The following is a 14,832-nucleotide window of genomic DNA, read 5'->3' as shown; positions in this document are numbered from 1 at the left end:
TCAGCCTCCTGTGACTCTGCACCGCAGCGCAAGTTTAGCGCTAACATCGCGATTTCGAGCCAAAGGTCAACAGAAAGGTGGGCCCGTTCAGCGCCAGAATTCGACCCAATCGATCAATTCGACGGTCTTGCGGGCCAGAAAAAGGAAAACGCCCCAGTCGTTGGCAAAGCCATCGACCAGGGCGGCAAGGATAATCAGTGTGGAAAGCCCGACGGCGACAGAGGTATTCATACCACTCCCTTGCGCGTCGGGGCCGTCCCGGAGCGCCTTACAGCAGGCGACCCATCGCGCCGGCCACGTCGGCCATGCGGCACGAGAAGCCCCATTCGTTGTCGTACCACGCCAGAACGCGCACCAGCTTGCCGCCGGTGACCTTGGTCTGGTCGGGGGCGAAGATGGACGAGTAGGGCGTGTGGTTGAAGTCGATCGAGACCTTCGGCTCGGGGTCATAGGCCAGAACCATGCCCATGTAGCCCTGCGCGGCTTCGCGCACGATCTCGTTCACCTCGTCCTTCGTCACCGATTTGTTGGCGATGAAGGTCAGGTCAACGGCCGAGACGTTCGGGGTGGGGACGCGCATCGCGGTGCCGTCGAGCTTGCCGGCCAGTTCCGGCATCACTTCGCCGATGGCTTTCGCTGCGCCGGTCGAGGTCGGGATCATCGCCATGGCGGCGGCGCGGGCGCGATACAGATCTTTGTGGCGGCGGTCCAGCGTCGGCTGGTCACCGGTGTAGGAGTGGATCGTGGTCATGATGCCCGACTCGATGCCGATCGCGTCGTGCAGAACCTTGGCCAGCGGCGCGAGGCAGTTCGTGGTGCACGAGCCGTTCGACACGACATGGTGGTCGGTCTTCAGTTCGCGGTGGTTCACGCCATAGACGATGGTCTTGTCGGCGTTCTTGGCCGGGGCCGAGACCAGCACGCGCTTGGCACCGCGGCCCAGGTGGACGGCGGCCTTGGCGCGGTCATTGAACTTGCCGGTGCATTCCAGCACGACGTCAACACCATCCCAGTCCAACTCGTCCGGATTGTAGGTGGACATCACTTCGATCGGGCCGTGGCCGAGGTCAAGCGTCTTGCCTTCGACCTTCACCGGACCACCGAAACGGCCGTGAACCGAGTCGTATTTCAGCAGGTGGGCGTTGGTCTCGATCGGGCCGGTCGCGTTGATCTTGACCACCTGCACGTCATTGCGCGCGGCTTCCGCGATATGGGCGAGGGTGCAGCGGCCGATACGACCAAAGCCGTTGATCCCGATGGTGACGGTCATAGCGCTCTCCTGAACTGGCGAAATGAGGCGGCCTTCGTGCGATGAGTGCCGATCGCATGGCGATACCACGCTCTGTGCCCTCGGAAAACCCGGCGTTTCTGGATGATAGCGGAAACATGCGCTGATGGCGGTAACGTTAGCGATGGTAATTGGCCCGGATTGCAGACCAGTTGTGCATTTGGCGCGGCAATGGCGGGGCCGAGCCAAGCGCTGAGTCGGGAGCTCACGCGGCGCAATGGCCGCTGAACGGCGCCTGCGGCGCGGGTCGTACGGGTGCGCCCGCGGGCGCGTGTCATTCCTCCTCCGGGGTGATCAGAGTGATCTCGCCTGCCATCTGCAACGTGCGGATTGCGGCGACCACCGCGGCCATGGCCTCCTCGGCATCGCGCGGTTTGACCGACCCGCGCGCCTCGATCTCTTCGCGCAGTGTTGCGGCCATGCGCTGCGAGATATTCGCCAGAATGAAGGCGGCGGACGGATCCTCAGCCCCGGCGGCGGTCAGGGCCGTCACGAGGCGCGGCTGCTCGACCGCGCGCAGGATCTTGGGGATGTCGCGCGGCTCGATCCGGGCGGGGATATTAGCGAAGGTGAAGATCGCCTTGCGCACCTGCTCGGCGAAGGCGGCATCCTGTTCGTCCAGACCGCTCAGCACATCGTCGCGTGTCCCCGCTGCGGCATGGTTGAGGATGGCGCCGACCCGCTCGACCGGGCCGCTGACGAAGGCCTTCGGCGGCACGGCATCAAGCTGTTGGATCAGCGCAAGCCCGATCCGTCGCACGGTTTCGGGCGCCACGTTTCCGGTCAGCGACACGAGATAGGCCACCCGCCGCGCCTTGTCGCCGGGCAGCTTGCCAAGCACCTTGGCGGCCTTCGCTACCGAAAGCTTGGACAGGACAACGGCGCAGACCTCGGCGCTTTCGGCTTGCAAGAGCGGCTCGATTGCCTCGGAGGGCAGCGCCGCGATCCGCTCCCACGGGTCGGCCGAGGGGCTGGCGGCGGCGATCCGGCGCAGGCGGCTGGCGGCAGAAACCGAGATTTGCCCGTCGAGGAGCGAAAGCGCGCCCTCGAGCCCACCCGGAAAGGCAAGGCCGATCGCGCCGATCTCGGCGCAGAATTCTTCGACCACCTCGCGCAGCGTGTCCTTGCCGATCAGGCTGAGCGCGGCGATCTGTTCGGTCAGAATGGTTTGCTGATCTTCGCTTAGCTGCGCGAGGGGCAGGCGCGCCCCCTCGGACGACAGAAGGCGCACGATGATCGCTGCCTTCTGCTGCTTGCTCAGCTTGACTGCCCCGGCGCGCGCCTTTTCGGGCGCAGCCGTCGGCTCGATCTGTGCGATCGCGTTCACCCCAACCTCCGATTCCTGCTTGTGGCAGGCTGGCATGGGGCGGGTTAAGGGCCGGTTACGCCGGCCCTGTTTCGCTTAGCTCGACTGGATCACACAGGCCTTGGCCTGCGCATCCCATGCCTGCCCCTGCGGGCAGCTCATCGCGGTCTTGTCTTTCCAGGGGCACTCGGCCAGTGCCGCGACCGGCAGAAGGGCCAAAGCGATGGAAGCGAGGATCGTCTTCATGGTCGGCTCCTTTCCTTAAAGGAACAGCAGACCACGAATCAGGCCGATCCCCGCTTCACGGATGCGTGATCACTCGCCGAAGACGCGGCGGAAGATCGTGTCCACGTGCTTGGTGTGGTAGCCGAGGTCGAACTTTTCCTCGATCTCCGCCTGGGAAAGCGCGGCGGTCACTTCGGCGTCTTTCAGGAGCTCTTCCTTGAAATCCGCGCCCTGTTCCCAGACTTTCATCGCGTTGCGTTGAACCAGACGATAGGAGTCCTCACGCGACACACCGGCTTGGGTCAGCGCCAGAAGAACCCGCTGCGACATGACCAGGCCTTTAAACTTGTTCATGTTGCGCAGCATGTTCTCGGGGTAGATCACCAGGTTCTCGATCACGCCGGCCAGACGGTTCAGCGCGAAGTCGAGGGTAATGGTCGCGTCGGGGCCGATGCCACGCTCGACCGAGCTGTGCGAGATGTCGCGCTCATGCCAGAGCGCCACGTTCTCCATCGCGGGCACGACGCACATGCGCACGAGGCGGGCGAGGCCGGTGAGGTTCTCGGTCAGCACCGGGTTGCGCTTGTGCGGCATCGCCGACGAGCCCTTCTGGCCCTTCGAGAAGAACTCTTCGGCCTCAAGAACCTCGGTGCGCTGCATGTGGCGGATCTCGATGGCGACGTTCTCGATCGACGAGGCGATGACGCCGAGCGTGGCGAAGAACATCGCGTGACGGTCGCGCGGGATCACCTGCGTGCTGATCGGCTCGGGGCGCAGGCCCAGTTTCTCGCAGACATGCTCTTCGACCGCCGGGTCGATGTTGGCGAAGGTGCCGACCGCGCCCGAGATCGCGCCGGTGGCGATTTCCCAACGGGCTTTTTCGAGGCGGTTCTTGTTGCGATCCATTTCGGCGTAGAAGCGCGCGAAGGTCAGGCCCATGGTGGTCGGCTCGGCGTGGATGCCGTGCGAGCGGCCGATGCGGACGGTGTCCTTGTGCTCGTAGGCGCGCTTCTTCAGCGCGGCCAGAACGCGGTCCATGTCCTTCAGCAGGATGTCGGCAGCGCGCACCAGTTGCACGTTCAGCGTGGTGTCGAGCACGTCCGACGAGGTCATGCCCTGGTGGACAAAGCGCGCCTCGGTCGAGCCGATGTGTTCAGCCAGGTGGGTCAGGAAGGCGATGACGTCATGCTTGGTGACGGCCTCGATCTCGTCGATGCGGGCAACGTCGAATTCCACGTCCTTGGCGGTCCAGACCGCCTCGGCGCTGGCCTTCGGGATCACGCCCAGTTCGGCCTGCGCGTCGCAGGCATGGGCCTCGATTTCGTACCAGATCTTGAACTTGGTGGCGGGTTCCCAGATGTCGACCATCTCTTTGCGGGCATAACGCGGGATCATCGGAGGCCTCTTGCTTGTGACGGGTTTGGCGGGCTTCTAGACTGCGGGGGCCTGTGGGGCAAGGCGGAGGGAAGCGCGATGGCGCCAAAACTGGTGGATTTTGAGGGAGAATGGCGCATCGAGCGTATCATTCGCGCGGTCGGCCAGCCCGAGGCGCGGTTTTCCGGCCATGCGGTCTTTCGCCCCGAAGGCGCGGGGCTGCTTTACCGCGAGGAGGGGGAGCTGACCATGCCCGGAGCGCCCTCGATGCGAGCCGAGCGCGTCTATCGCTGGTCCGAAGGTGGGGCAGGGATTGTCGTGACCTTCTCCGATGGGCGCGCGTTTCACGATTTCGATCCCGCTGCGCCCAGGGCCACACATTGGTGCGACCCCGATGACTACCGCGTGGCCTATGATTTCTCGGGCTGGCCGGTGTGGCGGGCCGAGTGGCGGGTACGCGGCCCGCGCAAGGATTACGTGATGGTCTCCGACTACCGCCGTTCCTGAGGTGCAATGTGCCGCAGTGCGGGGGCTTGCTTTGGCGTATGAACAGCGGCAGCGTGACACCATGAGCGATATCCGTCAGAAAAGCCTGCCCTTCGCCCCCTGGGTCGATCCGCGCACCCGGCGCCTGCCGGGGATCATGCCGATTTCCATGGAGGACTGGCTGCAGATCGACGACGCCTATGCCGCGCAGATGGCGCTGCGCGAACGGCTGATCTCGGAAAGCCCCGAACGGGTTCTGGCCCTGTCCGAGGCCGCGCGCCCTGCGGCGGAAGAGCTTTACGATCTGGTGCTGCCTCTTCTGCCAGCTATGGGCTTCACGATCACGGCGACAGAGGCCACGCGTCCTGATGGGGTGAGCGTGGTGCTGGACTGCGCAAATCCGCTCGCCACGCTTGGGCGGCTTGTGCAGGAAGACCTGTGCCTGATGGAGGATGGCCCCGATGGCCATATCCTGACCGGCGCGGTGCTGTGCTTCCCCGCAGGCTGGACGCTGACCGAGAAATTCGGCCGCGCGATGTTCGGCATTCACAAGCCGGTCAAGGTCTACACCGAGGATATTGGCAGCCGGGTCCAGCGCTTGATGGATGGTGTGCAGCCCGGACGCCCGCTGATGCGCGGCACGGCGCACCACTCGAACGCGCCGCTGTTCAATCCGCGCCGGGAAGAGCAGGGCCGCGCGCCCGAGGGCGAGTTGCCCTTCATCCGGGTTGAGCGGCAGGGCCTCGTGCGCCTGCCGCAGACACGCGCCGTGGCCTTCTCGATCCATACCTATGTGGTGGAGCCCTCGGCGCTCAGCCCCGAACAGGCGGAGTTGCTGGCCGAGTTCCCGATCCGCGATGCCGCCTGATCAGGGCAGTTCGCGCGCCAGTTGCCAGCGCAGGTCGTCGTTGTCGCGCTCGATCATGCCGGGGATCAGGAAGGCGTCGATCAGCCACCACAGGCCCACAACCGCCAGCGGCAGGTAGCCCACAAGGATGACGCTTAGCGCCGAGCCGATCCCGAACAGGATCAGCATCAGCAGGGCCGAACTCCACCGCCCCAGATAGAAGCGGTGCGCGCCGAGCATGCCGAGGAAGAACCACAGCAGATAGGCAACGAAGGGGGAGCTTGCCTCGTTCGCGACGCGTTGCTCAATGTAAAGGGCGCGGGTATCTGTCATGTTAACCTCCATAACATGACGCGATATGGGAGTTGCTGCGCGCCGTTCAAGGGGCTCAGAACAGCTTCTTGTCGAGCCGCAGCCAGATCAGCGCCTGCGTAACCAGTAAAGCGCCGATGACCGCGATCAGGAAGACCTCGGCGCGGGGTAGGGTGAAGTGCTTGCTGAGCGTGATGACAAAGCCGACATGGATGAAGTAGATGCCGGTCGAGTAGGTGCCAAGCGGCAGTCGTGCAACCCAGCCGGGCAGGGCGGCCTTGACTGCGGCGATGATCAGCATCGGGCAGGCAAGCAACGCGGCGATCAGCGTCTCGGGCGCCAGCGGGAATTGCGGGTGCGCGAACTGGCGCAGCGTCCAGGATTCGAGCATCGCAAGGCCAAGCCCGGCAAGGCCAAGCGTCAGTGCCGTGCCAAAGCCCACCCGCGCGGTCAGGCCCGCGCGGCGCACGACGTAGCCCAGTAGGAAGAAGGGCAGCCCCAGAAGGATGCCGTTGCGCACCTCGGCGGGCCAGTAGCCGCGCGGGATGATGCGCAGCATGATCGCCTCCTGAATGCCGTAGCCGATCAGGAAGGTGGCCGCGCTAAGCGCGATGATTGACCCCAGCCGCCAGCGCCACACCAGCGAGGCGGCCAGCACCGTCACCGCCAGCCCGGTCAGGAACCATAGGTGCCACCAGCCGAAGATCCACCAGTTCAGGTATTGCTTCAGCCCGCCCGCCGCGACCGAGGGCCACCAGAAATAGATATAAAGCGTCAGCCAGATCAGGTGCAGCTTGAGATAGCGCCAGACCAGCTGCATTGAGCGACCCGGAACCTCGGGGCGGAAGTTGAACCCGGCGATCACGAAAAAGCCGGGCACCGCGACCCGCGCGACGCCGTTCCCGAGCAGCCAGGTGCCGATCTCGGACACATCCCTGAGCGGGTTTGCGTGGATCGTCACGACCAGCAGAGCAAGGCAGAACTTGAGCAGATCCAACGCGACCAGGCGCTTGCCGGGATCGTTCGGGGGGAGATGGGACGACATGGCCGCCACGATGCACCTGAGAGTACGGCCCGCGGGCCATTGCGAGAAACGTGAGGGGGATCCCCTACGAAAAAGGCCCCGCCAGAACGGGGCCTTTTCCTTATATGTCAGTTGATTATGATTTGGCGAGATTGCGCAGCACGTAGTGCAGAACGCCCCCGTTCTTGAGGTATTCGATCTCAACCTCGGTATCGATGCGCGACTTGATCTGGATGGTCTTCCTCGAGCCGTCCTTGTACTCGATGGTGCAGGGCACGAGGCTGAGCGGCGTGATGTCGCCTTCCAGACCTTCGATGGTCACCACCTCGTCACCGGTCAGGCCGAGCGTCTTGCGGTTGTCGCCGCCGGTGAACTCGAACGGAACGACGCCCATGCCGATCAGGTTCGAGCGGTGGATGCGCTCGAAGCTCTCGGCGATCACGCCCTTGACGCCGAGCAGGTTGGTGCCCTTGGCCGCCCAGTCACGCGACGAACCCGCGCCGTATTCGATGCCACCGAAGATGACGAGCGGAGTGCCCGCCGCCTGATATTCCATCGAGGCGTCGTAGATTGAGGTTTGCTCGCCGTTCGGGCCCTTGGTGTAGCCGCCTTCGACGCCGTCCAGCATCTCGTTCTTGATGCGGATGTTGGCGAAGGTGCCGCGCATCATGACTTCGTGGTTGCCGCGGCGCGAGCCATAGCTGTTGAAGTCCTTCGGTGCGACCTGGCGCTCGGTCAGGTATTTGCCGGCCGGGGTGGTCGGTTTGAACGAACCCGCGGGCGAGATGTGGTCGGTGGTGATCATGTCACCCAGCACGGCCAGAACGCGGGCCGAGTTGATGTTCGAGATCACGCCCGGCTCGGCCGACATGCCGCGGAAGTAGGGCGGGTTCTGGATATAGGTCGACGAGGCCGGCCAGTCGTAGGTTTCCCCTTCCGAGGTCTCCACGCCCTGCCATTTTTCGTCGCCTTTGAACACGTCCGCATATTTGCGGATGAAGGCTTCGCGGATCACGGTCTTCTCGACCAGCTCGGCGATCTCGGAGTTGGTCGGCCAGATGTCCTTGAGATACACCGGCTTGCCGTCTTTCGAGGTGCCGATCGCATCCTTGGTGATGTCGATGTTCATATCGCCAGCCAGCGCATAGGCCACCACGAGCGGCGGCGAGGCGAGGTAGTTGGCACGAACGTCGGGCGAGATACGGCCTTCGAAGTTGCGGTTGCCCGACAGGACTGCGGCTGCGATCAGATCGTTCTCGTTGATCGCCTTCGAGATTTCCGGCTGGAGCGGGCCCGAGTTGCCGATACAGGTGGTGCAACCGTAACCGACCAGGTTGAAGCCGATCGCATCCAGGTCTTCCTGAAGGCCTGCGGCCTCAAGGTATTCCGAGACGACCTGCGAGCCGGGCGCCAACGAGGTTTTGACCCAGGGCTTGCGGTTCAGGCCAAGCGCTCGCGCCTTGCGGGCCACGAGACCCGCGCCGATCATCACGTAGGGGTTCGAGGTATTGGTGCAGGACGTGATCGAGGCGATCACGACCGAACCGTCGCGGATCTCGTAGCTTTCACCCTCAACCTTGGCCGACTTGCGGATCTCGACCGGCTTGGTGGTGGTGTTGCCTTCCTCGGCCATGTCCGATGCGGCGGCCGAGATGTCTATGCCACGATAGCCCGCAACGACCTTGGCGAAGGACGGGGCGGCGTCGGTCAGCGGCAGATAGTCCTGCGGGCGCTTCGGACCCGAAATCGCCGGAACGATCGAACCCATGTCGAGTTCGAGCTGCGACGAGTAGATCGGCGCGTAATCCGCACCGCGCCACAAGCCGTTTTCCTTGGCGTAGGCTTCAACGAGGGCGATGCGATCCTCGTCACGGCCGGTCTGACGCAGGTAGCGCAGGGTCTCGCCATCGATCGGGAAGAAGCCGCAGGTCGCGCCGTATTCCGGGGCCATGTTGGCGATGGTCGAGCGCTGCGCGATCGGCAGATTGTCGAGGCCGTCGCCATAGAATTCGACGAACTTGCCCACAACGCCATGCTTGCGCAGCATCTGCACGACCTTGAGCACGAGGTCGGTGCCCGTCGTGCCTTCGACCAGCTCGCCGGTCAGCTTGAAGCCGACGACTTCCGGGATCAGCATCGAGATCGGCTGGCCCAGCATCGCGGCCTCGGCCTCGATACCGCCCACACCCCAGCCCAGAACCGCAAGGCCGTTGACCATGGTGGTGTGGCTGTCGGTGCCAACAAGGGTATCCGGGTAGGCCACGGTTTCTCCGGTCTGGTCGGTGTCGGTCCAGACGGTCTGCGCCAGATACTCGATGTTCACCTGGTGGCAGATGCCGGTGCCCGGGGGAACCACGCGGAAGTTGTCGAACGCGCCCTGACCCCACTTGAGGAACTGGTAACGCTCCATGTTGCGCTCATATTCGAGGTCAACGTTCTTCTGGAAGGCGCGCGGGTTGCCGAACTCGTCGATCATGACCGAGTGATCGATCACGAGGTCAACCGGAACCAGCGGGTTGATCTTCTTGGCGTCGCCGCCAAGCGCCTTGATGCCATCGCGCATCGCGGCAAGGTCAACTACGGCCGGAACGCCGGTGAAATCCTGCATCAGCACGCGGGCCGGTCGGTAGGCGATCTCGCGCGGGTTCTTGCCGTCGTTGGCGCCCCATTCGGCGAAGGCCTTGATGTCATCGACTGAGACGGTGAAGCCGCCATCCTCGAAACGCAGCATGTTTTCCAGAACGACTTTCAGCGAAGCGGGCAATCTTGAGAAATCGCCCAAGCCCGCCTGTTGCGCAGCGGGGATCGAATAGTAGGAAACAGTCTTGCCGCCAGCTGTCAGTTGACGACGGGTGCTGGCGGTGTCCTTGCCGGTAACAATGGGCATCAGATGGCCTCCCTTTGGCTGTGTCGGGTGTCGCTGGCCAGTTCTTGCCCCATCGAAAAGAGTCGATCAAGGTCGGGAAGGCACCTAGTGTATACTGTGGTATACAAATCTCCGTGTCTTTCCACGCGTCCGGCTTCCTTGGGGCCCGAGTTCGGGCGCAAACATGGCCAAGATCGCAAAACCTTGATTGGCAAAGGCAGGGATCGCGTCATAGGAAAGAAAGGAACCTGGACGGGGCGGCATGACACCGACGATCATCAGCATATCACGCGCGGCGACTTTGAGCATGGTGTTTAGCCTTGCACTGTCGTCTTTTTCCTTCGCGCAGGTGGTGCCCGGCGAGGCTGCCGACCCGGGGCTTGCAGGGGCTGCTGGTGCCCGTATCCAGTCTTTTGCCGCGACCGCTCAGAATGGGGCTACCGATATCGCCGAGGCAGCGCGCGTCGGCGCCGAGGCTCTGGCGGGGGCGCTGGCGGCTGAAACGGCATCGGTTCTCAAGGCGAACCCGGCTGCGGCTGCCGCGACAGCGCAACCCAGCCCGGTCGTGATCGAGCTTTTCACCTCGCAGGGCTGTTCGTCATGCCCTCCGGCGGATGAGCTGCTGGCGCAGATCGCGCCGCGTCAGGATATCATCGCGCTCGCTCTGCATGTGGATTACTGGGACTACCTGGGTTGGGAAGACCCGTTCGCGCAGCCCGCCTTCACCGCCCGCCAAAAGGCCTATGCCCGCGCTGCGGGGGAGCGGATGATCTACACCCCTCAAATGATCATCGGCGGAAGCGAGACGCTTGTGGGTCCGTCCGCCGAGGCGCTTGAAGCAGCTATCGCCAGCCAGGCATCGGTCAAGCAGCCGGTCGCCATGACGATCAGCGGTGGCGGTGGGCAGTATGAGATAGAACTGCACGCCGATCCGCCGCTGGAGCAGGGCACCATCGTGCAGATCGTGCGTTATGCCCCGCAGGCCCGTGTCGAGATCCTGCGCGGCGAGAATGCCGGGCTTGAGATGGACTACGCCAATGTGGTCACGGCCTGGCATGCGGTCGCCGAGTGGGACGGTCGCAAGCCGACCCGTCTGACCGCGAAGATCCAGGGTGAGGAGCCCGCCGTGGTGATCGTGCAATCCGCTCGCCCCTCCAAATCCGCACCTCTGCCCGGTACGATCCTTGCTGCGGGACGTCTGAACTGATCAGCCGCGCGGCGCGCGCTTCTTCCAGCGGCGGTGGATCCAGAACCACTGATCCATATGTGCGCGCACCTTGCGCTCAAGCGCATCGTTGAAGAGCTGAGACATGGTTTCGGCGTCCGACGGGGGGATCGCTTCCTCAACCTCGATGGAGAACGACAGGCCGTCCTCTCGCCGCACGGCGAAGATCGGGATCATCGGCACATCGTATTTCAGCGCAAGCTCGGCCGCGGAGAGCGGTGTCCTGGCCTCCAGCCCGAAAAAGGTGCAAGGGGCGCCTGCCTTGAAATACTGATCGATGGCAAGGCCGACCATCCCGCCATCGCGCAGGTAGCGCAGCATCCGCGCCATGCCGCGCTTGTCGCGGGAGAAAAGCGGCTCGGCGATCCCCTCGATCGCCTCCACATATTGCGCATTGAAGGCGCGGTTATTCATTGGCCGATAAAGCGCGCCGATGCGGTAGCCCCGTGCATGGAGCGCGCCGCGCCAGGCGTCGTAGTTTCCGAAATGCCCGGTCACCAGAACGGCCGACTTGCCCTCGGCGCGCAGGGCCTCGAGATGCGCGGCGCCTGGCCCGGTCAGGGGCAGGTCCCGCACACGTTCAAGAAACTCATCGCCCGAGTAAATCTCGGCCAGCGAGCGGCCGATGTTGTCGGGAACCCGACGGATCAGGCGTTCGACCTCGGAAGCGGGAAGATCGGGGCAGGCCATGCCAAGGTTGACGCGAACGCGCCTCCTCCAGCCGGCAAGCGGCGCGATCACGCCCGACATCGCCCGACCTGCCAGAGCAACGCGCCGCTCATAGGGCAGGGCGCGCAATACGCGCATCAACCCGGAGAAGACCGAGGCGCTGATACGGTCGGAGAGGGTCGGGCTTTCTTCGGTGTCGTTCATTGGATCGGTTCGGATTTCGCCGCCGCGCGGTGTTCTCTGGCCCAGACATAAAGCCCGGCCGCCACGATCACAAGCGCGCCGCTGATCGTCCAGCGATCGGGAAGCTGGTCAAAGAACAGCCAGCCCCAGATGCTTGAGAAGATCAGACCGAGATAACCGAAGGGCGCAAGGGTGCCGGCCTCGGCCATGCTGAAGGCGCGGATCAGCAGCGCCTGGCCAACGGTGCCAAGCGCGCCGCAGGCGACGAAGGCCCAAAGATCCTGCACCTCGATCGGGGTCCAGACGAAGGGCAGGGCGAGTGAGGTGACGATGCTGCCAACCAGCGCAGACCAGATCAGCGAGGTCGCCGTGCTGTCGAACCGCACGGCGCGGGTCAGCAACGCACCGCCGGCATAGGTGAAGGCCGCAGCCAGCGCCAGAAGCGCGGCAGGCTCGAACACGCCCGCGCCGGGGCGGATGATGATCATCGCGCCGACGAACGAGACGGCGATGCCGATCAGGCGGCGCGGGCCGAGCTTTTCGCCCAAGAAAAGCGCCGCGCCGAGGGTGATCAGAACGGGGTTGAGGTCGGTTAGTGCAGCAGCCTCGGCCAGGCCGATGTGGCGGATGGCCCAGAAGAACAGGATCACCGTGGCCAGCTGCATCAGGGCGCGGGCCAGTTGCAGCCCCGGCTGGCGCGCGCGGATCAGGCGCGGCAGGCGCGCACGGAAGATCAGCGCCAGCAAGGCCGCGTTGACGACGAAGCGCGCCCAGACGACCTGCGCCGGGTGATAGCCCGTGCCCAGATGCTTGGCTGCCGCATCCATCAGCGTGAAGAACCCGAGCGCACCGATCAGCAGCGCGATCCCGAGGCCCGGCCGGTTGACCGGAATGACAGAGGGGGCCGCGACCGGCCCCCCCTCGATAATCTGGCTGGTCTCCCGCCTCACAGCAGGCTCTTGACCTTCTCGGCGACCGCCTCGGGGGTGATGCCGAACTCGGCATAAAGCCGCTCGGCCGGGGCCGAGGCGCCGAAGCTGTCCATGCCGACGAAGCCCGCTTTCTTCTCGGTGCCGCGCTCGCCCAGAAGCCAGCGATCCCAGGGCTGACGCACGGCGGCCTCGACGGCCACGCGCACCGCGCCGGGCGGCAGGATCTTGCGGCGGTAGGCCTCGTCCTGCGCTGCGAACAGCTCCATGCAGGGCATGGAAACCACGCGCGTGCCGATGGCCTGAGCTTGCAGGATGTCGCGGGCCTTGAGCGCGATCTCGACCTCGGAACCGGTGGCCATGATGATCGCCTGACGCTTGCCCGCGGCCTCTTCGATCACATATGCGCCCTTGGCGACCATGTTCGTGTTGGTGTGGGTCTTGCGCAGCGTCGGCAGGTTCTGACGGCTAAGCGCCAGCACCGAGGGGGTCTTCTCGGCCGAGATGGCCAGCTCCCACGCCTCGGCGGTTTCGATCACGTCGGCGGGGCGGAAGGTCCAGGTGTTGGGTGTCGCGCGGCAGATCGCCAGATGCTCGACCGGCTGGTGCGTCGGGCCGTCTTCGCCCAGACCGATCGAGTCATGGGTCATGACATAGACCGCCGGAACGCCCATCAGCGCCGACAGGCGCATCGCGCCGCGGGCGTAATCGGTGAAGCAGAAGAAGGTGCCGCCATAGGGGCGCGCGCCACCGTGCAGCCACAGCCCGTTCATCGCCGCGGCCATGCCATGCTCTCGGATCCCGTAGCGCAGGTAGCGGCCCTTGCGGTTGTCGGGCATGAAGTCCGACATATCGGCAGTCTTGGTCAGGTTCGAACCGGTCAGGTCAGCAGAGCCGCCGATGGTTTCCGGCACGACCGGGTTGATCGCCGCCAGCACCATTTCCGAGGCCTTGCGGGTCGCAACCTTCGGCGCGGCTTCCGAGTTGGCCTTCTTGAAGGCGCGGATCGCCGAGGCGAGCTTTTTCGGCACACCGCCCGCCATCTGGCGCTCGAACTCGACCTTCTTGGCAGCCGAAAGGCCGTTCAGACGGGCTTCCCACTCGGCGCGATCGGAAGCGCCCTTGGAACCGATGGCTTCCCACTCGGCCTTGATTTCCGCCGGGATCTCGAACGGGCCATAGCCCCAGCCATAAACCTCGCGGGTCAGCGCGATCTCGGCGTCGCCAAGCGGCGAGCCGTGGACCGAGTAGCTGTCGGCCTTGTTGGGCGAGCCGAAGCCAATGATGGTCTTGCAGTCCACCAGAACCGGGCCCTTGGCCTTCTTGGCCTCGGTCAGCGCGCGGTCGATATCGGCGGGGTCGTGACCGTCGCAAGCAAGCGTGGTCCAGCCCGAGGCCTCGAAACGCTTGTGCTGGTCGGTGATGTCCGAAACCGTCACGCGTCCGTCGATGGTGATGTTGTTGTTGTCCCAAAGGACGATCAGGTTATCGAGTTCCTGCTTGCCCGCCAGGCCGATCGCCTCTTGGCTGATGCCTTCCATCAGGCAGCCGTCGCCCGCGATGACCCAGATCTTGTGATCGACGACCTTCTTGCCGAAGCGCGCGGCCATCGACTTTTCGGCAATCGCCATGCCGACGGCGGTCGAGATACCCTGACCGAGCGGGCCGGTGGTGGTCTCGACGCCCTCGAGGTGGCCGTATTCCGGGTGACCCGCCATGCGCGAGCCCCACTGGCGGAAGTTCTTCACTTCGTCCAGCGTCGCCTGTTTGTAGCCGGTCAGGTGCAGCAGCGCGTAAAGCAGCATCGAGCCATGGCCCGCCGAGAGGATGAAACGGTCACGGTCGGCCCAGTTCGGCGCCGAGGCGTCGAATTTCAGGTGGTTGCGATAAAGGACGGTTGCCACGTCGGCCATGCCCATCGGCATCCCGGGGTGGCCCGAATTTGCCGCCTGCACGGCGTCCATCGCCAGCGCGCGGATCGCGGTGGCAAGCTTCCAGTGGTCGGGGTGATTGGCGCGCAGCGTAGCGATGTCCAAGGCTCTGTCCTCTTCGCTATTGATAACGGTAACTTGCGCCCCTGATAGCAGGGATCGGGGCA

14 protein-coding genes are annotated in these 14,832 nt (G+C 64.6%); 3 read left to right on the top strand and 11 right to left on the bottom strand.

Annotated features, from left to right (window positions below; genetic code table 11):
- Positions 1-87: 87 nt before the first annotated feature.
- The 5 genes from N3C64_RS12360 to purB all read right to left on the bottom strand — a co-directional run bounded on the left by N3C64_RS12360 (position 88) and on the right by purB (position 4,214).
- On the bottom strand, positions 88-231 hold the full coding sequence (locus tag N3C64_RS12360; protein ID WP_218629725.1) for a hypothetical protein: 144 nt from the start codon (positions 229-231) through the stop codon (positions 88-90).
- A gap of 37 nt (positions 232-268) precedes the next feature.
- Positions 269-1,270 carry a type I glyceraldehyde-3-phosphate dehydrogenase gene (gene gap / locus N3C64_RS12355; RefSeq protein ID WP_218629726.1) on the bottom strand — a complete coding sequence of 334 codons (1,002 nt, stop codon included), beginning with the start codon at positions 1,268-1,270 and terminating at the stop codon, positions 269-271.
- 292 nt (positions 1,271-1,562) lie between these two features.
- Positions 1,563-2,615 (bottom strand): flagellar motor switch protein FliG, encoded by a 1,053-nt coding sequence (locus tag N3C64_RS12350; RefSeq protein WP_375546116.1) that lies wholly within the window; start codon positions 2,613-2,615, stop codon positions 1,563-1,565.
- Positions 2,616-2,690: 75 nt separating this feature from the next.
- Complete coding sequence (locus N3C64_RS12345; RefSeq protein ID WP_218629728.1) at positions 2,691-2,840, bottom strand: hypothetical protein; 150 nt, start codon at positions 2,838-2,840, stop codon at positions 2,691-2,693.
- Between the two features lie 69 nt (positions 2,841-2,909).
- Positions 2,910-4,214, bottom strand: coding sequence for an adenylosuccinate lyase (purB, locus tag N3C64_RS12340; RefSeq protein WP_260014709.1), 1,305 nt, complete (start codon positions 4,212-4,214; stop codon positions 2,910-2,912).
- A 78-nt stretch (positions 4,215-4,292) separates the two neighbouring features.
- Between purB and N3C64_RS12335 the strand changes: the two genes are divergently transcribed.
- Together N3C64_RS12335 and N3C64_RS12330 are read left to right on the top strand one after the other, a co-directional pair.
- The gene (locus N3C64_RS12335; RefSeq protein WP_260014708.1) at positions 4,293-4,700 is read left to right on the top strand and encodes a DUF6314 family protein; all 408 of its coding nucleotides are present in this window, start codon (positions 4,293-4,295) and stop codon (positions 4,698-4,700) included.
- Positions 4,701-4,761: 61 nt separating this feature from the next.
- A complete protein-coding gene (locus N3C64_RS12330; protein ID WP_260014707.1) occupies positions 4,762-5,547 on the top strand; it encodes a heme-dependent oxidative N-demethylase family protein in 786 nt (261 codons plus the stop codon).
- On the opposite strand, the gene N3C64_RS12325 is transcribed toward N3C64_RS12330, so the two are convergent.
- The 3 genes from N3C64_RS12325 to acnA all read right to left on the bottom strand — a co-directional run bounded on the left by N3C64_RS12325 (position 5,548) and on the right by acnA (position 9,749).
- A complete protein-coding gene (locus N3C64_RS12325; RefSeq protein WP_260014706.1) occupies positions 5,548-5,859 on the bottom strand; it encodes a TM2 domain-containing protein in 312 nt (103 codons plus the stop codon).
- Positions 5,860-5,914: 55 nt separating this feature from the next.
- Positions 5,915-6,883 carry an acyltransferase family protein gene (locus N3C64_RS12320; RefSeq protein ID WP_260014705.1) on the bottom strand — a complete coding sequence of 323 codons (969 nt, stop codon included), beginning with the start codon at positions 6,881-6,883 and terminating at the stop codon, positions 5,915-5,917.
- Between the two features lie 115 nt (positions 6,884-6,998).
- Complete coding sequence (gene acnA / locus N3C64_RS12315; protein WP_260014704.1) at positions 6,999-9,749, bottom strand: aconitate hydratase AcnA; 2,751 nt, start codon at positions 9,747-9,749, stop codon at positions 6,999-7,001.
- A gap of 241 nt (positions 9,750-9,990) precedes the next feature.
- Between acnA and N3C64_RS12310 the strand changes: the two genes are divergently transcribed.
- Positions 9,991-10,935 carry a DUF1223 domain-containing protein gene (locus tag N3C64_RS12310; protein WP_260014703.1) on the top strand — a complete coding sequence of 315 codons (945 nt, stop codon included), beginning with the start codon at positions 9,991-9,993 and terminating at the stop codon, positions 10,933-10,935.
- Here the strand turns inward: N3C64_RS12310 and N3C64_RS12305 are convergent, their stop codons facing one another.
- From N3C64_RS12305 to tkt, 3 genes are read right to left on the bottom strand one after another with little or no spacing between them, the layout of a single operon-like run.
- Entirely contained in the window at positions 10,936-11,826 is an 891-nt protein-coding gene (locus tag N3C64_RS12305; RefSeq protein ID WP_260014702.1) for a lysophospholipid acyltransferase family protein, read from the bottom strand. It lies immediately after the preceding gene.
- Positions 11,823-12,755 (bottom strand): DMT family transporter, encoded by a 933-nt coding sequence (locus tag N3C64_RS12300; RefSeq protein WP_218629736.1) that lies wholly within the window; start codon positions 12,753-12,755, stop codon positions 11,823-11,825. Before N3C64_RS12300 ends, N3C64_RS12305 begins: the two co-directional genes overlap by 4 nt.
- Positions 12,752-14,770 (bottom strand): transketolase, encoded by a 2,019-nt coding sequence (gene tkt, locus N3C64_RS12295; protein ID WP_260014701.1) that lies wholly within the window; start codon positions 14,768-14,770, stop codon positions 12,752-12,754. Before tkt ends, N3C64_RS12300 begins: the two co-directional genes overlap by 4 nt.
- Positions 14,771-14,832 lie beyond the last annotated feature (62 nt).

This window comes from Sedimentimonas flavescens, assembly GCF_025154035.1.
Taxonomy (GTDB): domain Bacteria; phylum Pseudomonadota; class Alphaproteobacteria; order Rhodobacterales; family Rhodobacteraceae; genus Rhodobacter; species Rhodobacter flavescens.
The sequence above is the reverse complement of the archived record's forward strand: the minus strand, read 5'-3'. Positions and strand labels throughout refer to the sequence as shown.